The sequence below is a fragment of the Nocardioides sp. CF8 genome, assembly GCF_000389985.1.
GTDB lineage: Bacteria > Actinomycetota > Actinomycetes > Propionibacteriales > Nocardioidaceae > Nocardioides > Nocardioides allogilvus.
In genome coordinates this window covers 3,583,269-3,602,048 of record NZ_CM001852.1, presented here as the reverse complement: position 1 = coordinate 3,602,048, position 18,780 = coordinate 3,583,269, and the positions used below count along the sequence as shown (strand labels likewise).

Annotated in this window: 19 protein-coding genes; 9 read left to right on the top strand and 10 right to left on the bottom strand. The window is 71.3% G+C overall.

What is annotated here, in order from left to right:
• Window positions 1-105 precede the first annotated feature (105 nt).
• Genes CF8_RS17550 through CF8_RS17520 form a run of 7 tightly spaced genes read left to right on the top strand, consistent with a single transcriptional unit; the run spans window position 106 to window position 8,991 of the window.
• Window positions 106-888 carry a TIGR03084 family metal-binding protein gene (locus tag CF8_RS17550; RefSeq protein ID WP_010834444.1) on the top strand — a complete coding sequence of 261 codons (783 nt, stop codon included), beginning with the start codon at window positions 106-108 and terminating at the stop codon, window positions 886-888.
• The gene (locus tag CF8_RS17545) at window positions 885-2,642 is read left to right on the top strand and encodes an acyclic terpene utilization AtuA family protein (RefSeq protein WP_010834443.1); all 1,758 of its coding nucleotides are present in this window, start codon (window positions 885-887) and stop codon (window positions 2,640-2,642) included. Before CF8_RS17550 ends, CF8_RS17545 begins: the two co-directional genes overlap by 4 nt.
• Window positions 2,639-3,790, top strand: a complete 1,152-nt coding sequence (locus CF8_RS17540) for an acyl-CoA dehydrogenase family protein (RefSeq protein WP_010834442.1) — start codon at window positions 2,639-2,641, stop codon at window positions 3,788-3,790. The genes CF8_RS17545 and CF8_RS17540 overlap by 4 nt, the downstream gene beginning before the upstream one ends.
• On the top strand, window positions 3,787-4,257 hold the full coding sequence (locus tag CF8_RS17535) for an SRPBCC family protein (RefSeq protein WP_010834441.1): 471 nt from the start codon (window positions 3,787-3,789) through the stop codon (window positions 4,255-4,257). The genes CF8_RS17540 and CF8_RS17535 overlap by 4 nt, the downstream gene beginning before the upstream one ends.
• Complete coding sequence (locus CF8_RS17530) at window positions 4,254-5,849, top strand: acyl-CoA carboxylase subunit beta (RefSeq protein WP_036491353.1); 1,596 nt, start codon at window positions 4,254-4,256, stop codon at window positions 5,847-5,849. Before CF8_RS17535 ends, CF8_RS17530 begins: the two co-directional genes overlap by 4 nt.
• Window positions 5,846-7,825, top strand: coding sequence for an acetyl/propionyl/methylcrotonyl-CoA carboxylase subunit alpha (locus CF8_RS17525; RefSeq protein WP_010834439.1), 1,980 nt, complete (start codon window positions 5,846-5,848; stop codon window positions 7,823-7,825). The genes CF8_RS17530 and CF8_RS17525 overlap by 4 nt, the downstream gene beginning before the upstream one ends.
• Window positions 7,825-8,991: an acyl-CoA dehydrogenase family protein gene (locus CF8_RS17520; protein WP_010834438.1), complete on the top strand. Its 1,167-nt coding sequence runs from the start codon at window positions 7,825-7,827 to the stop codon at window positions 8,989-8,991. The genes CF8_RS17525 and CF8_RS17520 overlap by 1 nt, the downstream gene beginning before the upstream one ends.
• 70 nt (window positions 8,992-9,061) lie before the next feature.
• Here the strand turns inward: CF8_RS17520 and CF8_RS17515 are convergent, their stop codons facing one another.
• Window positions 9,062-9,391, bottom strand: a complete 330-nt coding sequence (locus CF8_RS17515) for a hypothetical protein (protein WP_010834437.1) — start codon at window positions 9,389-9,391, stop codon at window positions 9,062-9,064.
• Window positions 9,392-9,436: 45 nt separating this feature from the next.
• Between CF8_RS17515 and CF8_RS17510 the strand changes: the two genes are divergently transcribed.
• On the top strand, window positions 9,437-9,817 hold the full coding sequence (locus CF8_RS17510; RefSeq protein ID WP_010834436.1) for an MmcQ/YjbR family DNA-binding protein: 381 nt from the start codon (window positions 9,437-9,439) through the stop codon (window positions 9,815-9,817).
• A 75-nt stretch (window positions 9,818-9,892) separates the two neighbouring features.
• On the opposite strand, the gene CF8_RS17505 is transcribed toward CF8_RS17510, so the two are convergent.
• Together CF8_RS17505 and CF8_RS17500 are read right to left on the bottom strand one after the other, a co-directional pair.
• On the bottom strand, window positions 9,893-10,354 hold the full coding sequence (locus tag CF8_RS17505) for a VOC family protein (protein ID WP_010834435.1): 462 nt from the start codon (window positions 10,352-10,354) through the stop codon (window positions 9,893-9,895).
• A gap of 10 nt (window positions 10,355-10,364) precedes the next feature.
• A complete protein-coding gene (locus CF8_RS17500) occupies window positions 10,365-10,811 on the bottom strand; it encodes a helix-turn-helix domain-containing protein (protein WP_010834434.1) in 447 nt (148 codons plus the stop codon).
• Between the two features lie 65 nt (window positions 10,812-10,876).
• Between CF8_RS17500 and CF8_RS17495 the strand changes: the two genes are divergently transcribed.
• Window positions 10,877-11,251 carry a PLD nuclease N-terminal domain-containing protein gene (locus CF8_RS17495; protein ID WP_010834433.1) on the top strand — a complete coding sequence of 125 codons (375 nt, stop codon included), beginning with the start codon at window positions 10,877-10,879 and terminating at the stop codon, window positions 11,249-11,251.
• On the opposite strand, the gene CF8_RS17490 is transcribed toward CF8_RS17495, so the two are convergent.
• The 7 genes from CF8_RS17490 to sigK all read right to left on the bottom strand — a co-directional run bounded on the left by CF8_RS17490 (window position 11,252) and on the right by sigK (window position 18,765).
• Window positions 11,252-11,803, bottom strand: a complete 552-nt coding sequence (locus CF8_RS17490) for a protein-L-isoaspartate O-methyltransferase family protein (protein ID WP_010834432.1) — start codon at window positions 11,801-11,803, stop codon at window positions 11,252-11,254.
• A gap of 99 nt (window positions 11,804-11,902) precedes the next feature.
• Complete coding sequence (locus CF8_RS17485) at window positions 11,903-12,682, bottom strand: DUF1295 domain-containing protein (protein WP_010834431.1); 780 nt, start codon at window positions 12,680-12,682, stop codon at window positions 11,903-11,905.
• 9 nt (window positions 12,683-12,691) lie between these two features.
• Window positions 12,692-14,005: an SAM-dependent methyltransferase gene (locus CF8_RS17480; RefSeq protein ID WP_010834430.1), complete on the bottom strand. Its 1,314-nt coding sequence runs from the start codon at window positions 14,003-14,005 to the stop codon at window positions 12,692-12,694.
• The gene (locus tag CF8_RS17475; protein ID WP_010834429.1) at window positions 14,002-15,402 is read right to left on the bottom strand and encodes an SAM-dependent methyltransferase; all 1,401 of its coding nucleotides are present in this window, start codon (window positions 15,400-15,402) and stop codon (window positions 14,002-14,004) included. Before CF8_RS17475 ends, CF8_RS17480 begins: the two co-directional genes overlap by 4 nt.
• A complete protein-coding gene (locus CF8_RS21630; protein ID WP_010834428.1) occupies window positions 15,399-17,465 on the bottom strand; it encodes an FAD-dependent oxidoreductase in 2,067 nt (688 codons plus the stop codon). The genes CF8_RS17475 and CF8_RS21630 overlap by 4 nt, the downstream gene beginning before the upstream one ends.
• Window positions 17,462-18,157 (bottom strand): anti-sigma factor, encoded by a 696-nt coding sequence (locus CF8_RS17465; protein WP_010834427.1) that lies wholly within the window; start codon window positions 18,155-18,157, stop codon window positions 17,462-17,464. Before CF8_RS17465 ends, CF8_RS21630 begins: the two co-directional genes overlap by 4 nt.
• Window positions 18,154-18,765, bottom strand: a complete 612-nt coding sequence (sigK, locus tag CF8_RS17460; RefSeq protein WP_036491350.1) for an ECF RNA polymerase sigma factor SigK — start codon at window positions 18,763-18,765, stop codon at window positions 18,154-18,156. The genes CF8_RS17465 and sigK overlap by 4 nt, the downstream gene beginning before the upstream one ends.
• Window positions 18,766-18,780: the final 15 nt, after the last annotated feature.

The window sequence follows — 18,780 nt, the reverse complement described above, 5'->3', positions numbered from 1 at the left end:
CGACGTGGGCCCGATCTCGTTCCCCGCCCGCTGCGCTGGGGAACCAGATCGGGCTCAGAACAGCCTTCGACCCCGCTTTCGTTCCCCAACTGAGAAGAGTCACCAGTGACCGACGTACTCACCACAGTCCTCGACGACCTGACGGCCGAGGGCGACGTCCTCGACGCGCTGGTCGCCGACCTCGACGAGGCCGGCTGGCGCACGCCGACGCCGGCGCCCGGCTGGGACGTCGCCACCCAGATCTCGCACCTCGCGTGGACCGACGAGGTCGCGGTCAAGGCCGCCACCGACAAGGAGGCCTGGGACGAGGCGGTGGTGCTCGCGATCGCCGACCCGACCGGCTTCGTCGACACCGAGGCGATCGCCGGCGCCGAGGCCGCGCCTGCCGACCTGCTCGCCCGCTGGCGCTCGGGGCGCACCGCGCTGCGCGAGACGCTCGCGGCCTTCGACGGCGGCAAGATGCCGTGGTTCGGCCCGCCGATGTCACCGACCTCGATGGCGACCGCGCGGCTGATGGAGACCTGGGCGCACAGCCTGGACGTGCACGACGCGCTCGGCGTCACCCCGGAGCCGAGCGACCGGATCCGGCACGTCGCCCACCTCGCCGTACGCACCCGTGACTTCTCCTTCGTCACCCAGGACCTGGTGCCGCCGAGCGCGGAGTTCCGCATCGACCTGGTCAGCCCGAGCGGCAACGTGTGGTCGTTCGGGCCCGAGGACGCCGAGCAGACGGTGACCGGTTCGGCGCTCGACCTGTGCCTCCTCGCCACGCAGCGGGTCAACCGCGCCGACACCGACCTCGTCGCGACCGGCCCCGACGCCGACCGCTGGCTCGACATCGCGCAGTGCTTCGCGGGACCGCCCGGAGAGGGGAGGAGCAAGGCATGAGCCTTGGTTTCGACACGGGCGCTGGGCGCCCTGCTCAACCGGCGGTCAGGATCGGCAACTGCTCCGGCTTCTACGGCGACCGCCTGAGCGCCATGCGCGAGATGCTCGAGGGCGGCGAGATCGACGTGCTGACCGGCGACTACCTCGCCGAGCTGACGATGCTGATCCTCGGCAAGGACACCATGAAGGACCCGTCGCTCGGCTATGCCAAGACGTTCGTCCGGCAGGTCGAGGACACCCTCGGGATCGCGCTCGAACGCGGCGTGAAGATCGTCTCCAACGCCGGCGGCCTCAACCCGGCGGGGCTGGCGACGAAGCTGGGGGAGGTCGCGAACGGCCTCGGCCTGGCGCCGAGGATCGCCTACGTCGCCGGCGACGACCTGCGTCCGCTCGGCCTGTGGGAGGGCGCGCTCACGGCCAACGCCTACCTCGGCGGGTTCGGCATCGCCGCGGCCCTGACACGAGGCGCCGACATCGTCGTCACCGGCCGCGTCACCGACGCGTCGCTCGTCGTTGGGGCGGCGGCCGCGCACCACGGGTGGTCCATGACCGACCACGACGCCCTCGCCGGCGCGGTCGTGGCCGGCCACGTGCTCGAGTGCGGAACGCAGGCGACCGGCGGCAACTTCAGCGGCTTCCGGTCGCTGCCGCACACGGGCACCCCGCTCGGCTTCCCCCTCGCCGAGGTCGCGGCCGACGGCTCCTCGGTGATCACCAAGCACGACGGCACCGGCGGCGCCGTCACGGTCGACACCGTCACCGCGCAGCTCGTCTACGAGATCCAGTCCACGCGCTACCTCGGTCCCGACGTCACCACCCACCTCGACTCGCTGTCCCTCGAGCAGGTCGGCCCCGACCGCGTCGCCATCACCGGCGTCCGCGGCGAGGCTCCGCCGGAGCAGCTCAAGGTCTGTGTCAACGAGCTCGGCGGCTGGCGCAACAGCGTCGAGCTCGTGCTGACCGGTCTCGAGATCGAGGCCAAGGCCGACTGGGTGCGCACCCAGCTCGACGCCGCCCTCGCCGCGAACCCGCCGGCCGAGGTCGCCTGGTCACGCCTGGCCATGCCCGCACCCGACGCCGACTCCGAGGAGGGCGCGTCGGCGCTGCTGCGCTGCACGGTCAAGGACTCCGCGCCCGAGCCGGTGGGCCGGGCCTTCACGTCGGCTGCCGTCGAGCTCGCCCTCGGGTCCTACCCCGGCTTCACCATGACCGCGCCGCCGGCACCCGCAACGCCGTTCGGCGTCTATCGCGCGGAGTACGTCGACCGCTCGGTCGTCGAGCACACCGTCGTGCACGCAGACGGAGACAGGGAGGTGATCGGGAACCCCCCGGTCTCCACGCTGCCACCGGCCACCGACATCGGCGCGCGCCCGTCGCCGTACCCCTCACCGTCCGACGTGCTCACGCGGCGGCTGCCGCTGGGCACCTTCGTGCACGCGCGCTCGGGCGACAAGGGCGGCGACGCGAACATCGGGCTGTGGGTCGCCCACGACGGTCGCGACGACGTCTACGCCGATCGTGTCGAGTGGCTGTGCAAGGTGATCAACCCCCGGCGGGTGCGCGAGCTGGTCCCGGAGTCGGCCGACCTCCAGGTCGAGGTGTTCCTGCTGCCCAACCTCGGCGCGGTCAACGTCGTCATCCACGGCCTCCTCGGCGCGGGGGTGGCCGCCTCGACGCGGTTCGACCCCCAGGCCAAGGGCCTCGGCGAGTGGATCCGCTCGCGCCACGTCAACATCGATGGAGGACTCCTGTGACGACCTTCGACCATGGCTGGAGCCCTGAGCGGCTCGCCCTGAAGCGCTCGGCGATCGAGTTCACCCAGCGCGAGGTCACCCCCCACCTCGACGCCTGGGAGCGCGAGGGGGAGATCCCGCGCGACTTCCAGAAGAAGCTGGCCCATGCTGGCCTGCTCGGCGTGGGCGTCGCCGAGGAGGTCGGCGGCGACGGCGGCGACCTGCTCGACGTGTGCGCCATGCAGGAGGGCTTCATGGAAGGCGGCTGGTCCGGCGGGCTGATGGCGGGTGCCTTCACCCACGGGATCGCCATCCCGCACATCGTGGCCAACGGCTCGCCGCACCTCGTCGACACCTATGCCCGCCCGGTCCTCGCCGGGGACCTGATCGGTTCCCTCGGCGTCACCGAGCCCGGCACCGGTTCCGACGTCGCCGGCATCACCACCCGAGCCGTCCGCGACGGCGACGACTGGGTGATCAACGGCGCGAAGACCTTCATCACCTCGTCGGTGCGCGGCGACTTCGTCACCACCGCCGTCCGCACCGGCGGCCCGGGCGCCCACGGGATCTCGCTGATCGTGGTGCCGAAGGGCACGCCCGGCTTCACCGTCTCCCGCAAGCTGGAGAAGATGGGCTGGCTCTGCTCCGACACGGGCGAGCTGTCGTACGCCGATGTGCGCGTGCCCGCCGCCAACCTGGTCGGCGAGGAGAACCACGGCTTCTACTACATCGCCCAGCAGTTCGTCACCGAGCGGATCTGGCTGGCGCTGATGGGCTATGGCCACGCGCAGCGCTGCCTGACCCTGACCGCGCAGTACTGCCAGGACCGCGAGACCTTCGGCAAGCCGCTGGTCGCCAACCAGGTCGTCCGGGCCAAGCTCGTCGAGATGCACCGCCAGGTCGCGATCGCGCGCAGCTACACCCTCGAGGTCGCCGCGCGGTACGTCGCCGGCGAGGACGTCATCGCGGAGGCCTGTCTGGCCAAGCAGACCGCGGTCGACACTGCCGTCTGGGTCGCGGACCAAGCCGTCCAGCTGCACGGCGGGATGGGCTACATGCGCGAGTCCGAGGTCGAACGCCACTACCGAGACGTCCGCCTGCTGCCGATCGGCGGTGGCGCCACCGAGGTGCTCACCGACCTGGCAGCCAAGCTGTTGGGATACGCATGAACCTCGTGAGGCCGCTCGGCGGCGACGTGACGATCTGGATGGACGCCCCGCCCGCCGAGGTGTGGGCCCTGGTCAGCGACGTCACCAGGATCGGCGAGTTCTCGCCCGAGACCTTCGAGGCGAAGTGGACCCGCGGCTCGACCGGTCCCGAGGTGGGCGCCCACTTTGCCGGCCACGTGAAGCGCAACGGGGTCGGCCCGACCTACTGGTCGCCGTGCCGCGTGACCGTCTGTGAGCCGGAGCGGGTCTTCGAGTTCGCCGTCGGCACCGACTCGGTGACCGCGAACAACTGGGGCTACCGACTGACGCCGCGTGACGGCGGCACCGACGTGACGGAGTACTTCCGCCTCGAGACGAGCCTTCCGATGCGCGTCTACTGGGCGCTGCTCGGTCGCCTGCGCGGACGCACCAACGAGCGCGGGATGCGCACCACCCTCGAGCGGATGAAGGCGGTGCTGGAGTCATGAGCGCCACCAACCGGGCAACCATGCTCGAGAAGCTCGCCGACCTCGACGCCCAGCACGCCGTCGCGGTGGCCGGGGGCGGGGAGAAGTACGTCGCCCGCCACAAGGACCGCGGCAAGCTCACCGCCCGCGAGCGCATCGAGCTGCTCGTCGACGAGGGTTCCGCCTTTCTCGAGCTGATGCCGCTGGCCGGCTGGGGCAGCGACTTCACGGTCGGCGCCAGCATGGTGACCGGCATCGGCGTCGTCGAGGGCGTCGAGTGCATGATCGTGGCCAACGACCCGACGGTGAAGGGCGGCGCCCTCAACCCGTGGTCGCTGAAGAAGTCCTTCCGAGCCGGCGAGATCGCCGAGCAGAACAACCTGCCCACGATCAACCTCACCGAGTCCGGCGGCGCCGACCTGCCGACCCAGAAGGACATCTTCATCCCCGGCGGTCGCGGCTTCCGCAACCTCACCCGCGCGTCGGCGCGCAAGCAGCCGAGCATCTCGGTCGTCTTCGGAAACTCCACCGCGGGCGGCGCCTACGTCCCCGGCATGAGCGACTACGTGATCATGGTCAAGGAGCAGGCGAAGGTCTTCCTGGCCGGCCCACCGCTGGTCAAGATGGCCACCGGTGAGGAGACCGACGACGAGTCGCTCGGCGGCGCCGAGATGCACTCGCGGACCTCCGGCTCCTCCGACTTCCTGGCCCTCGACGAGCACGACGCGCTGCGGCTCGCGCGCCGCGTGGTCGCCCGCTTGAACTGGCGCAAGCGGGGCGCGGCTCCGCAGGCGCCGTACGCCGAACCCGACCTGGACCCCGAGGACCTCCTCGACCTCATCCCGACGGACCTGAAGGAGCCCTTCGACCCGCGGGACGCGATCCTGCGCATCGTCGACGGGGTTTCGACAGGCTCAACCGCCGGTCCCGGCAACGAGGTGGCCTTCGACGAGTTCAAGCCGCTCTACGGCTCCGCGCTGTGCGTGGGCTGGGCGCGGCTGCACGGCCACGAGATCGGCATCCTGGCCAACGCCCGCGGCGTGCTGATGTCGCAGGAGGCGCAGAAGGCGGCGCAGTTCATCCAGCTCGCCAACCAGAAGGACACGCCGCTGCTCTTCCTGCACAACACCACCGGCTACATGGTCGGCGCGGAGTACGAGCAGGGCGGGATCATCAAGCACGGCGCGCAGATGATCAACGCGGTCAGCAACTCCACCGTCCCGCACCTCACGGTGATCATGGGAGCGTCGTACGGCGCCGGCAACTACGGCATGAACGGGCGCGCCTACGACCCGCGGTTCCTCTTCACCTGGCCCAGCGCGAAGTCGGCCGTGATGGGGCCGGCCCAGCTCGCCGGCGTCATGGAGATCGTCGCCCGCGAGTCCGCGGAGAAGAAGGGCCAGGTCTTCGACGCCGAGGGCTTCCAGGGCATCAAGGACATGGTCGAGGGCATGGTCGAGGAGCAGTCGATGCCCTACTTCCTCTCCGGCATGGTCTACGACGACGGCGTCATCGATCCGCGCGACACCCGCACCGTCCTGGGCATCTGCCTGTCCGTGATCGACAACCAGCCCATCGAGGGCGCCATGAACTTCGGGGTGTTCCGACTGTGACGATCAACAGACTCCTCGTCGCCAACCGGGGCGAGATCGCCCGGCGGGTGTTCCGCACCTGCCGCGAGCTCGGCATCGAGACCGTCGCCGTCCACTCCGACGCGGACGCGCAGATGCCGTTCGTGCTCGAGGCGGACGTCGCCGTACGCCTGCCGGGCAACACGCCGGCCGAGACCTACCTGCGCGGCGACCTCGTCATCGAGGCGGCCCGCAAGGCCGGCGCCGACGCGATCCACCCGGGCTACGGCTTCCTCTCCGAGAACGCCGCCTTCGCCCGCCAGGTCGGCGATGCCGGGCTGACCTGGGTCGGTCCTGACCCCTCCTCCATCGAGCAGATGGGCTCGAAGATCGAGTCCAAGAAGCTGATGGAGGCCGCGGGGGTGCCGGTCCTGGGCAACCTGACGCCCGAGACGGCGTCCGCCGCCGACCTGCCGCTGCTGGTCAAGGCCAGCGCCGGCGGTGGTGGCCGCGGCATGCGGATCGTCCGCTCGCTCGGCGCCCTCGCCGGCGAGATCGAGAAGGCCGCGTCCGAGGCGGAGTCCGCCTTCGGCGACGGCACGGTGTTCGTCGAGCCGTACGTCGAGAGCGGCCGTCACATCGAGGTGCAGGTGCTCGGCACGGCCGGTCGGACGTTCGTGCTCGGCGAGCGCGACTGCTCGGTGCAGCGCCGCCACCAGAAGGTGATCGAGGAGGCGCCGGCCCCTGCCCTGCCCGACGCGACCCGCACCGCGCTGCACGACGCGGCCCGGGCGGCCGCGGAGGCGATCGACTACCGCGGCGCCGGCACCGTCGAGTTCCTCTACGACACCGACAAGGACCGCTTCTTCTTCCTGGAGATGAACACCCGGCTCCAGGTCGAGCACCCGGTCACCGAGGCGGTGCTCGGCGTCGACCTCGTCGCGCTCCAGCTCGCCGTCGCCGAGGGCCGGTCGCTGGCCGACCTCGAGGTGGGCCGGCCCCGCGGCCACGCGATCGAGGTGCGCCTCTATGCCGAGGACCCGGCCCACGACTACCAGCCGCAGAGCGGCCGGATCGCACGCTTCTCCGTGCCCGGTGTGGTCTCCGAGTTCGAGGGGCCGTCGACGTACGGCATCCGGCTGGACTCGGGCGTCGGTGCCGGTGACGAGATCGGCACGTTCTACGACGCGATGATCGCCAAGGTGGTCGTGCACGCCCCGACGCGCGAGCAGGCCCTGCGCCAGCTCGCCGGGGCGCTGGCGAAGGCGCAGCTGCACGGGCTGGTCACCAACCGCGACCTGCTGGTCAACCTGCTGCGCGACCCGGTCTTCGCCGAGGCGCGAATGCACACGACCTGGCTCGACGGTGCCGACCTGACCGCGCTCGCCGCGGCCCCCGGCGGTCCCGACGCTGTCGCGCTGAGCGGTTTCGCCGCCGCGGTGGCGCTGGCCGAGCGCGCCCGCACGGATCGCCCCGTCCAGCAGCGGATCCCGGCGGGCTTCCGCAACGTCGTGGCCCAGCCGCAGCTCACGCAGTTCCAGCACGGCGACGAGGTCCTCGACGTCCGGTGGTTCGGCGGCCGGTCCTTCACCTCCGCCGACCTCGACGACGTGACGGTGCTCGAGGCCGGGCCCGAGACGGTCCGGCTCGACGTCGGCGGGGTCCAGCGCACCTTCATGGTCAACACCGACGGGGAGCGCGTGGACGTCGAGTCCTCGCTCGGCCACGTCGCGCTGCGCCGTACCCCCCGCTTCGTGGACCCGGCCGACCAGGTCGCGGAGGGCTCGCTGCTGGCGCCGATGCCCGGGAGCGTGATCGCGGTCCGGGCGGCGCTCGGCGACGTGGTCGCCGAGGGCCAGCCGATCCTCGTGATGGAGGCCATGAAGATGCAGCACACCATCGCCGCGCCCTATGCCGGCACGCTCACCGAGCTGCCGGCGGCCGTCGGGCAGCAGGTCGAGGCGGGCTCCGTGCTCGCGGTGGTCACCCCGGACGAGACCGACGAAGGAGCAGCCTGATGAGCACCATGTTCACCGAGCCGGAGGAGCGCGTCGCGCTGCGCGAGGCGGTCAAGAAGCTGGCCGGGAAGTACGGCCACGAGTTCGTCGCCAAGCAGGCTCGCGAGGGCGGCAAGATGACCGAGATGTGGCTCGAGATGGGTCGCAACGGCTTCCTCGGCGTCAACATCCCCGAGGCGTACGGCGGAGGCGGCGGCGGCATGTCAGACCTGGCCGCGGTCCTCGAGGAGGCCTCGGCGGCCGGTGCGCCGCTCCTGCTGATGGTCGTCTCGCCGGCGATCTGCGGCTCGATCATCAGCCGCTGCGGCACCGAGGATCAGAAGCAGCGCTGGCTCCCCGGCATCGCCGACGGCAGCCTGCTGATGGCCTTCGGCATCACCGAGGCCGACGCCGGCTCCAACTCCCACCAGATCACCACGACTGCCACCCGTGACGGCGACGGCTGGGTGCTCACCGGCCAGAAGACCTTCATCTCCGGTGTCGACGAGGCGGGCGCGGTGCTGATCGTCGCACGCACCGAGGACGCGAAGACCGGCAAGCTCAAGCCGGCGCTGTTCGTGGTGCCCACCGACGCGGAGGGCTTCACCCGCCAGCCGATCCCGATGGGCTGGTCGGCGCCCGAGAAGCAGTTCACGCTGTTCCTCGACTCGGTGCGTGTCCCGACCGAGGCCCTCGTCGGCGACGAGGACGGCGGCATCTGGCAGCTGTTCGCCGGGCTCAACCCCGAGCGGATCATGGGGGCCGCGATGTCCAACGGCATGGCGCGCTATGCGCTGGACAAGGCGGTCGCCTATGCCAAGGACCGCACGGTCTGGAAGGACCAGCCGATCGGCTCGCACCAGGGCATCGCACACCCGCTGGCCCGGATCAAGATCGAGCTCGAGCAGTCGCGGCTGCTGCAGCAGAAGGCGGCCGCCCTCTACGACGCCGGCGACGACTTCGGCGCGGGCGAGTACGCCAACATGGCGAAGTACGCAGGCGGCGAGGTCGCCTGCAACGCCTCCGACGTCGCCGTACACACCCATGGCGGCAACGGCCTCACCGAGGAGTACGGCCTGGCCAACATGCTGGTCGGGGCCCGCCTCGGCCGGATCGCTCCGGTCAGCCGCGAGATGATCCTCAACTTCGTGGCCATGCACAGCCTGGGGCTGCCGAAGTCATACTGAGCGGCCCGGCCCGGCGGGGTGGCGGCACATCGCAGTCGGCCGGTGGGGTGGCTCTCGCCGTACGCGCGGACTATCGCTCGCACATGTCGACCCGGGCCTCGCCCCAACCTCCGACCAGCTTCTCGACCACGACCCGTCCCATCAGGTCGCCGTCGGCGTCGTAGCCGCGGAAGACCACGATCTCGAAACCCTTGGACGTGCTGTGGTCGCGGGTGATCTCCTCGGCCCCGCCGAGGTGGGGCCCCAAGGCGTCGAGAGAGGTGTTCGCGATGGGGGCGCCGGGCACGCCGCCGAAGGGCGCCGCCACGCCGCCCGAGCAGTTCTCGTCGCGGCTCGCGACCGCGTCGACGCCGATGACGAGCGCTGACGCGAGGGCCACGACGACCAGGATCCACTTCACGCGCCGACCCTAGTGCTGTCGGTGGCCTCTCCTACGCTGTGGCCCATGGTGCCGAAGGACCGTCCGCTCGTGCCCGAGGAGTGGGTGCGGCGGCTGAGCTCGATCCTCTGCGCGCTGCCGGAGTGCCGCGAGGAGCCGGCCTGGGTCGGCACCCGCTGGCGCGTCGGGCAGGCGACGATCGCCCACGTCTTCGGCGGCGAGGACCAGCTGTTCCGGATCACGTTCCGCGCCGAGCCCGACGAGGTGATGGCCTTCGAGCACCTCGGCGATCCCTACTTCCGCTCCGGCTGGGGCGCCAACGTCGTCGGGATGCTGCTCGACGACGACACCGACTGGACCGAGCTGGGCGAGCTGCTCACCGACTCCTACTGCCTGCAGGCGCCGGTCACCCTGGCGGCGCAGGTGGAGCGCCCTGCGGTCTCGTGACGGTCGCTGCGCGACCTCCTCAACCTCCGACCTCGGCGGTCGAGGAGGCGCGCCAGCGCCGTCACGAAACCCCGATCACGCCGGTGCGCCGTCGTACTTCTCCTGGATCTGGTCGGACGTGAGCGCGGCGGGCTGGCTGATCCGCACGGGGTTGCCGAAGGGGTCGCGGATGCCGATGTCGGTGCCGTAGGGCTGCTCGACCGGCTCCTGGGTGATCTCGACACCGGCGGCGTCGAGTGCGGCGTACGTCGCGTGGATGTCGCTGCTCGTGAGGAACAGTCCGCCCAGGGCGCCCTTGGTGACGAGCTCGCGCACCTGGGCGGCGGTGGCGGCGTCGTGCTGCGGCCCGCCGACGAGCTCCAGGAGCAGCTGGACGTCCGCGCCGGGGAGGCCGATGGTGAGCCAGCGCATGAAGCCGAGGTCGATGTCGTTGCGGACCTCGAAGCCGAGGAGCTCGGTGTAGAAGGCGAGCGCCTCGTCCTGGTCGAGGACCGGGAGGCTCTTGAGGCTGATGGCGGTGATGTGGTTGGTGGTCATGACGAGGACGCTAGGGGGCAGGGCGGTCGGTCTGCTTCTCCGAAACCGCTGTCCCTGCCGCAGCCTCCCGCGGTCGCGTCCACGCGGCGATGAAGCAGGTCGGGACGTGCACCGGCTCGTGCCGCACCCGGAACTCCGACGGTGAGGAACCGACGACCGTGGAGAAGGTGCGGCTGAAGGTGCCGAGGCTGGCGAAGCCGACGTCCCACGCGATGTCGGTCACCGGCCGGTCCGTCTGCCGCAGCAGCGTCATCGCCCGCTCGACGCGACGCCGCTGCAGGTAGCGGTGGGGCGTCTCGCCGTACACCTCCTTGAAGACGCGGCCGAACTGCGACGCGCTCAGGTGGGCGATCGCCGCGAGCGTGGGGACGTCGAGGGGCTCGGCGTAGCGGCGGTCCATCTCGTCGCGCGCGCGGAGCATCCGGCGGTTGACGTCCTCGCGCGCGCTCAGCTCCACGGCGCCACGCTAACCGGGTGGTGCGTTCGCTGGCGGTGAGTGGTCCGAGGGCTCATGCTGTCCTCGTGTTCAAGCTCTACGCGCTGCTCTCGATCGTGAGCATCATCCTCATGGTGTGGTGCCTGATCGAGGCCGTCTCCACCGATGAGTCGCGCATGCGCAACCTGCCGAAGCTGTGGTGGATCCTGCTCATCCTGTTCTTCCCGCTCGCGGGCTCGATCGCCTGGCTGGTGGCCGGTCGCCCGGTCGTCGCCGGCCCGCGGCCCGGACCTGCGCCGGCGTTCCCGGAGTACGACCGTCCCGGTCGCGCGATGCCGAAGGACCCGGTCAAGGACGAGGACTTCTTGAAGAAGGTGCGCGAGCGCGCGGAGGAGCAGCGCCGTCGCTACGAGCAGCAGAAGAAGCGCGAGCAGCAGAAGGACCAGCCCGAAGCTGAGTGATCACCGCAGCGGCACGAAGTTGTAGCGCCCGTGCTCGGTCACGAGCCCGCCAGGGTTGATGACGCGCAGCATGATCCCCGCGACCGGGATGACCATGACCCCGGTGTCGGCGAGCTGGTCGACCAGCGACGCCGGCAGCTGGTCGGGCTCGGCGGAGACCAGGATCCGGTCGTACGGCGCCCGGTCGGGCGCCCCCAGCACGCCCTCGCTCGCCTGGCTGATCGAGGCCCACGGCTGGTCGGTCGCCGCGAGGTTGGCCCGGCCGAACCGGACGAGCTCCGGTTCGAGCTCGACCCCGACGACCTCACCGGTCGGCCCGACGAGGTGGGCGAGCAGGGCCGTGGTCCAGCCCGAACCACTGCCGACGTCGAGCACCCGCTGACCGGCGCTGACCTCGAGCAGCCGCAGCATGTCGGCCACCGTGCGGGGTTGTGAGTTGGTCTGGCCGGCGGCGATCCGCAGCGGGCCGTCGAAGGAGGCCTGCGAGCGCGCGTGGGCGGGCAGGAAGTCCACGCGGGGGTGGGCAGCGAAGGCGGCCTCGACGGCGTCCATCCCTCGAGTGTGCCCTGTCCCGCGACGCTGAGCGCCGAGGAGGACCGGCAGAAATGAAACCCGGGACGGCCACCACGGGGGAGTGCGGCGGCCGCGTGATCAGCCGCGGGGCGGCAGCGGCACGAGCATCGAGGTCCGCGCGGCGTACTCCGGATAACCCGGTCGCTGCATCATCGTCCGCTCGAGCAGCCGCGCCCCGGTGGCGAAGGCCAGGAAGTAGGTCATCGCGAGCGGCGCCACGATCGTGAGCAGGCCGGGCAGCCAGCCGAGCGACAACGCCCCGGCCAGCCAGATGCCCCACCAGACGCACGCGTCGCCGAAGTAGTTGGGGTGGCGCGTGTAGCGCCACAGGCCGGTCTGCATGACCGGCGGCTTCTCGTCGCGGGGCAGCCGCTTGTACGCCGCCAGCTGCGCGTCGCCCACGGCCTCGAACACCAGGCCGACCAGCCACACGACCACACCGACGGCGACCAGCCACGGCCAGCGGACGTCGTACGCCGCCGCGGTCATGAGCGGCAGGGAGACGACGAACACCGCGAGCCCCTGGACCACGAAGACCTTGCCGATCACCGTGGCGAACCCGGCGTCGCCGATCAGCGCGGCATAGCGCGGGTCCTCGCCGTGGCCGCGCGAGCGACGGTGGATGTGCAGGGCCAGCCGCGTGCCCCAGATCGTGACCAGGACCGCGAGCAGGGCCGAGAGCCACTGTCCGGAGACGACCGCCAGCACGACGGCGACGGCGACGAACGCCAGTCCCCAGACGACGTCGACCACCGAGACGCGGCCCACCCGCCAGCTGACCCACGCGGCAAGCCCCATCGCCACGATGCAGATCAGCAGATCGATACCAGCAGCGGCGAGCATGGTGAGGTCACCCATGAAGGGCTCTCACCAGGCGCGCTTCGCCGGCAGCGTGTGGACCGCGCCCGGGCGCACCATGAGGATCTGGTCGACCCCCATGCGCCCGTCCCGGAAGGCCATCGAGCCGCCGACGAGGTAGAGCCGCCACACCCGCACGACCTCCTCGCCGACCAGCTCGGTGAGCCGTGGCAGGTTGGTCTCGAAGCGCTCGAGCCACCCTGCCACCGTCTGCACGTAGTGCTCGCGCAGGCCGTGCACGTCGCGCACCTCGAGACCCCCGTGCTCCAGGTGCGCGACTGTCTCGCCCACCGGTCGCATGTGCATGTCGGGGGCGATGAACGACTCGATGAAGGGACCGCCGCCGGGGTGGCGACCGCCCTGCCTGCCGGAGCGCGACATCTGCTGGACCAGCACCCGACCGCCCGGCTTGACCGCGCGGCGCAGCACGTCGACGTACGTCGGGTAGTTGGCCTCGCCGACGTGCTCACCCATCTCCAGGGAGCCGACGGCGTCGAAGTGGTCCTTCTCGGGGACCGAGCGGTAGTCCTGCAGGCGGATCTCGACCCGGTCACCCAGACCGCGCTCGGCGATCCGGGCATCGATGAACTTCTTCTGCTCGGCCGCGATCGTCACGCCGGTGACCTGGGCGCCGAAGTGCTCCGCCGCGTGCAGGGACAGCGAGCCCCAGCCGCAGCCGACGTCCAACATCCGCATGCCGGGCTCGAGGCCGAGCTTGCGGCAGACCAGGTCGAGCTTGGCGCGCTGCGCCTGCTCGAGGGTGGCGTCCGGGGTCTCGTGGTAGCCGCAGCTGTAGGCCATGGCCGGGTCGAGGACCAAGGAGTAGAACTCGTTGCTCAGGTCGTAGTGGTGGCTGATCGCGCGGCGGTCGCGGATCGCGCTGTGCAGGCGACCCTTGACGCGCGCCTGGCTCGCGGGCAGCTTCGGCGGGAGGCCGAGCACGCCCAGGCCGGCGGCTGCGCGCAGGGCGTTGACGAAGGCGCCCGGCGATCGGCGTACGCCTGCAAGACCGCGCTCCTGGCCGACGGCGAACGCGTGGGTCAGGACGGAGTCGAGGTCCCAGCCGTCCTGCTCGGGGACGTCGAGGTCGCCGGTGACGTAGGCCTGTGCGGCGCCGAGCTCGCCCGGGTGCCACAGCAGGCGGCGCAGCGCGTCGGGGGAGCGGAGCACGACCAGCGGGGCGTCGGCGGGCCCGGCGATGGAGCCGTCCCACACCTGCAGGCGCACCGGGAGGTCGCCGCCGATGAAGGGACGCGCGGCCTCGGCCAGCCGCTGGGCGATGCCGGCCCGGGTCAGGATGGGCCGCTCGGTGGTCGTCGTCATCGGGCGCCTCCCTTGGTGAACGTCAGCTGCTGGACGTTGATGTAGCCGCTGGCGAAGCCGGCGCGCGAGTAGGCGAGGTAGAAGTGCCACATCCGCATGAACTGGTCGTCGAAGCCGAGCGCGATCACGTCGTCGCGGCGCGCGAGGAACAGCTCGTCCCAGCGCCGCAGGGTCTCGGCGTAGTGGCTGCCGAACTCCAGCAGCCCGGTGCGACGCAGGGCGGTCTGGGCGGAGGTGATCTCGTCGATGACCCGCACGCTGGGCAGGAAGCCGCCGGGGAAGACGTACTTGTTGATCCACGTCTGGGTGCCGCGGGTGGCGAGCATCCGGTCGTGCGGCATCGTGATCGCCTGGATCGCGACGCGCCCGCCCGGCGCGAGAGCGTGGTCGATGGTCTGGAAGTAGGTGCCCCAGAACTCGTGGCCCACGGCCTCGATCATCTCCACGCTGAGGATCGCGTCGTACGCCGCTGCGAACTCCGGCGCCGAGAGCGCGCGGTAGTCCAGCAGCTCGATCCGGACCAGGTCGCTGAGGCCGGCGTCGGCGACGCGCCGCTCGGCGAGCTCGAGCTGCTCGACCGACAGGGTGATCGAGTGGACGTGCGCACCGCGGCGCGCTGCGCGGATCGCCAGCTCGCCCCAGCCGGTGCCGATCTCCAGGACCCGGCTGCCCGCGGTCACGGCGGCCTCGTCGAGGAGGCGCTCGATCTTGCGCGCCTGTGCCTCGGCGAAGTCGGGACTGTGGACGACCGCTGTCGCGGCAGCTGCGTTGTCGGTGGTCGCTGGTGGAGTGGCGACCAGGTGGTCCGGACCGTCGGGCCCGGCGACGAAGGAGGTGGTGAACAGGGCGGACGAATAGCTCAATGTCTCGTCGAGGAAGAGCGCGAAGAGCTCGTTCGACAAGTCGTAGTGATGGGCGATGTTGGCCTGGCTGTTGTCCTCGGTGCTCCGCTGGTGGCTCGGGGTCCGGTGGGTGACGAAGGCGCGCGCCCGTTGCAGCGACTCGGGGATCAGCGTCGCGATCCGGGCCGCCGGCACGGTCAGGAAGGCGGCCAGGTCGTCGGTGTCCCAGGCGCCGGTGAGGTAGGCCTCGCCGAAGCCGATGAGCCCGTCCCGGCCGACGCGTGCGTAGAACTCCTCGGGACGGTGGATCACCATCCGCGGACCACCGCGGCCGAAGGTGCGCCCGATGCCGCGGCTGTTGGGCGCCTCCTCGACGAGCACGTCGAGGCGGCGGATCGCGGCGGCGAACAGCCGGCGCGCGACGGCTGCCGACACGGTCGTGCGCGGGCCGGTGCGCACCGGCTCGAGGCCGGGGTGCCGGGAGCTCGGCTCGTCGGCCCGGTGGGTCGGGGTGTGCTGGGGCGTGTGGGCGGGGTTGTTGGCCAGGTCCGTCATCGGACACCTTCTTCGGGCTGCAGGGTGGCGGCGGAGTGGGCACGCTCGTCCACGAGTGGCTGGTGGTGGGCCGGTCGGGGGTGGATCGGGAGCCGGCGAGCCCACAGCCAGATGCCGTGGAGCCGGATCAGGGCGCTGCCGCGCAGGGCAGCACCGGCGGATCGCCAGGCACCGGCCCAGCGACCGCGTCCGTCCTGCGCCGACTCGACGCGCTCGCCGGTGACGCTCGCTGCGAAGGGCGAGCCGTCGTCGGTGTGCAGGGTGACGGCGATGTCGAGGCGGGTGTTCGGGACGGGGATCGCGAGCTCGTAGTGGCCGTCGACGCCGTGGAACGGCGAGACGTACATCGCCTTGTCGGTCCGGGCTCGGCCCTGGCCGTCGGGCCGGACGAGGTAGGCGTGCCGGTCGCCGTACGTGTTGTGCACCTCGACCACCGCTGCCGCCTGCGCGCCCGTGGCGTCGAAGCACCAGAAGACGGAGATGGGGTTGAAGCAGTAGCCCAGCGAGCGGGGGTTGGCGGCCATCACGATCTGGCCGCCGGTGACGTCGATGTCGTGCAGCGCGAGGAACTCCTCGACGTTGGCGCGGATCGACGACGTCGGCGAGCCCAGGTGGTCGCGCGCCTCGAACCGGGCGAGCGGGCCGCGGTCGGGCAGGTCGTCGAGGTCGACCAGCCACAGGTGGGAGCGGTTCTCGAAGGTGCGCTTGAAGGGTGTGCGCCGGGTGTGCCGGACCGTGGTGCGGAACAGGCCGGGCTCGACCGGTTGGACGGAGGTGGCTTGTGCGACGGGCCACGTGAGCCCGAGCCGGGTCGCGGCCGCCAGGCCGGAGCGCGCGCCGTCCTCGTGGAATCCCCAGCCGTGGTAGGCGCCGGCGAAGGCGACCCGGGCGGTGTCGATCGAGGGCAGTCGTCGCTGCGCGGCCACCGACTCGGGGGTGTAGAGCGGGTGCTCGTACTCCATCCGCTCGATCACCGACGCCGGGTCGACGAGGTGCTCGCCGCCGAGCGTGACGAGGTAGTGGGTCGACGTGGGCAGGCGCTGAAGGCGGGTCAGGTCGTAGGTGACGGTGACCTGGCCGGTGGGCGTGGCCGGACGCTGGAAGTTCCAGCTCGATCGGGCGTTGACCGCCTGGGGCAGCAGCGAGGTGTCGGTGTGCAGCAGGGCGGTGTTGGCGGAGTAGGGCAGCGCGCCCAGCACCTCGGACTGCGCCCGGCTCGGCGACTCCAGCATCGTCAGGGCCTGGGAAGGGTGCGTGGCGACGACGACCGCGTCGAAGGAGTGCACGCGGCCGTTGCCGTCGGTGACCTCGACCCCGTCGGGCAGCTCGCACACCGAGGTGATCTTGGTGCCGGTGCGCACCGACTGCAGGTGGGTGGCGACGGCGGCGACGTACGTCCCCGAACCGCCGGTGACCGTGCGCCACTCGGGGGAACCGAAGACGCCGAGCATGCCGTGGTGCTCGAGGAAGGTGAAGAGGTAGCGGGCGGGGTAGTCGAGCGAGGTCTCGGGATCGCAGGACCACACGGCCGCGACCAGGGGCTCCATGAAGTGCCGCACGAAGTGGGCGGAGAAGCCGCCCGCGTCGAGGAACTCCCGCAGGGTCTGGTCGTCGACCCGAGATCCCGGATCCGCAGCCGCGGCGAGGACCTTGCGTGCCTGCCGGTGGAACCGCGGGATCTCCGCCAGCATCCGCCAGTGGGTCGCCGAGGTCAGGGCCGAGCGGGTCGGGAAGAGCCCGCGGGCGCCCAGGGCGCCGGCGTACTCCACGCCCGAGCCCTGGTCGGAGACCGACAGCGACATCTCGGAGGGCTGGGTGGCGATGTCGAGCTCGGCGAACAGGCGCAGCAGCGTGGGATAGGTCCGGCGGTTGTGCACGATGAAGCCGGTGTCGATGCGCAGCTCGCCGTCGGGGGACTCGACGACGTGGGTGTCGGCGTGACCGCCCAGGCGGTCGTCGGCCTCGAACAGCGTCACGTGGGCGGTGCGCGAGGCGACGTACGCAGCGGTCAGGCCAGCGACACCGGAGCCGATGACTCCGATGTGCCGGGGCGAGGCGGTCATGTCGCTTGGGAGAAGTCGAAGAGTGCGACGGGCGGGAGGTTGGGCTTCTCGGAGCCACCGGCGGGCTCGATCGTCACACCGGCGGCGCTGGCGGTCGCTGCGTCACCGTCCAGGACGATCTCCTCGGTGCCGCCCTCCATCAAGCCGGCAGAGACCATGTCGCCGCGCTGCTGCAGCCACAGCTGGTAGGTCTGGCCGCTCGGCGCCGGCGCCATGTCCTCGGTGCGGATGACGGCCTTGTGCAGCGACTTGGACCGCGTGACGGTGGCTCGACCCTTGTCGCCGAGGTCGATGCTCACCGACTGGGCGTCGGGAGCGCGGAGAACCTGCTCGGCGACGGTCAGCGATGGGTTGTCCGACGGGGTCCATGGCTGCCAGACAGCAGCAGCCAGGCCGAGGACGGCGACGATGGACGCGGCGACCAGGAGGGGAAACCAGGCAGCACGCCGAGAGGGTGCCACGATCGGAGGGAGCGGCCGGACGTGGGTGATGCCGGTCAGGACGGAGGCGCGCAGCGAGGGAGGCGGGGTGACGGCGACGGAATCGGCCAGCAGCGCGGCGGTCTCCCGCAGGGAGGCCACCTCGTCGCGGCAGTCCTCGCACTCGGCGAGGTGGCGTTCGAACGCTGCTCGTTCGAGGTCGTCGACCGCGTCGAGGGCGTAGGCGCCCGTGAGCTTGTGAATGTCGCTCATGACCCAACTCCCATCGCATCGCGCAGCCGGATGAGTCCATCCCGGATGCGGGTCTTGGCGGTGCCGACAGGAACGTCGAGCATCGTTGCTACTTCTGTGTGTGTGTAGCCCCCGAAGAAGGCAAGCTCCACGGCTTCTCGTTGTACGGCGGTGAGCCCGGCGACTGCTCCGCGGACCCGCTGGGCTTCCAGCGAGGCGTGGGCGGCTTCGAGCGTTGAATCGTGTTCCACGGGTCGGCTCTCACGGTGGTATGTCGAATCGCGGGCCGTGGAGGCCTCGGCCGAGCGGACCCGGTCGACTGCCTTGCGGTGCACGATCGTCAACAGCCAGCCGATGGCGCTCCCCCGAGTGGGATCGAAGCGACTGCTGGTTCGCCACGCGTCGAGGAACGCCTCCTGGAGGACTTCCTCAGCGTGAGCGGGGTTGCGGACCACCCGAAGCGCCAGGCCGTAGGCCCGGGCCGAGGTGGCGTCGTACAGCTCAGCGAAGGCGGCCTCGTCGCCGCGGCTTGACCGCTGCATCAAGAAGGCGAGCCGTGCTGCTGCGTCCCCCGACGGGGCACCCTCTGGTGAGGATGCCCCGCCGGGCACGGACTTCAAGTGGTCCACGTGACAGATCCTTGC

Bases quoted from the DNA above. Each gene is read 5' to 3' on its own strand.
- CF8_RS17465 (WP_010834427.1), bottom strand. From the start codon at position 18,157: ATGAGCGACATTCACAAGCTCACGGGCGCCTACGCCCTCGACGCGGTC.
- CF8_RS17520 (WP_010834438.1), top strand. From the start codon at position 7,825: ATGAGCACCATGTTCACCGAGCCGGAGGAGCGCGTCGCGCTGCGCGAG.
- CF8_RS17535 (WP_010834441.1), top strand. From the start codon at position 3,787: ATGAACCTCGTGAGGCCGCTCGGCGGCGACGTGACGATCTGGATGGAC.
- CF8_RS17510 (WP_010834436.1), top strand. From the start codon at position 9,437: ATGGTGCCGAAGGACCGTCCGCTCGTGCCCGAGGAGTGGGTGCGGCGG.
- CF8_RS17530 (WP_036491353.1), top strand. From the start codon at position 4,254: ATGAGCGCCACCAACCGGGCAACCATGCTCGAGAAGCTCGCCGACCTC.
- CF8_RS17545 (WP_010834443.1), top strand. From the start codon at position 885: ATGAGCCTTGGTTTCGACACGGGCGCTGGGCGCCCTGCTCAACCGGCG.
- CF8_RS17490 (WP_010834432.1), bottom strand. From the start codon at position 11,803: ATGGACGCCGTCGAGGCCGCCTTCGCTGCCCACCCCCGCGTGGACTTC.
- CF8_RS17505 (WP_010834435.1), bottom strand. From the start codon at position 10,354: ATGACCACCAACCACATCACCGCCATCAGCCTCAAGAGCCTCCCGGTC.
- CF8_RS21630 (WP_010834428.1), bottom strand. From the start codon at position 17,465: ATGACCGCCTCGCCCCGGCACATCGGAGTCATCGGCTCCGGTGTCGCT.
- CF8_RS17485 (WP_010834431.1), bottom strand. From the start codon at position 12,682: ATGGGTGACCTCACCATGCTCGCCGCTGCTGGTATCGATCTGCTGATC.
- CF8_RS17475 (WP_010834429.1), bottom strand. From the start codon at position 15,402: ATGACGGACCTGGCCAACAACCCCGCCCACACGCCCCAGCACACCCCG.
- CF8_RS17480 (WP_010834430.1), bottom strand. From the start codon at position 14,005: ATGACGACGACCACCGAGCGGCCCATCCTGACCCGGGCCGGCATCGCC.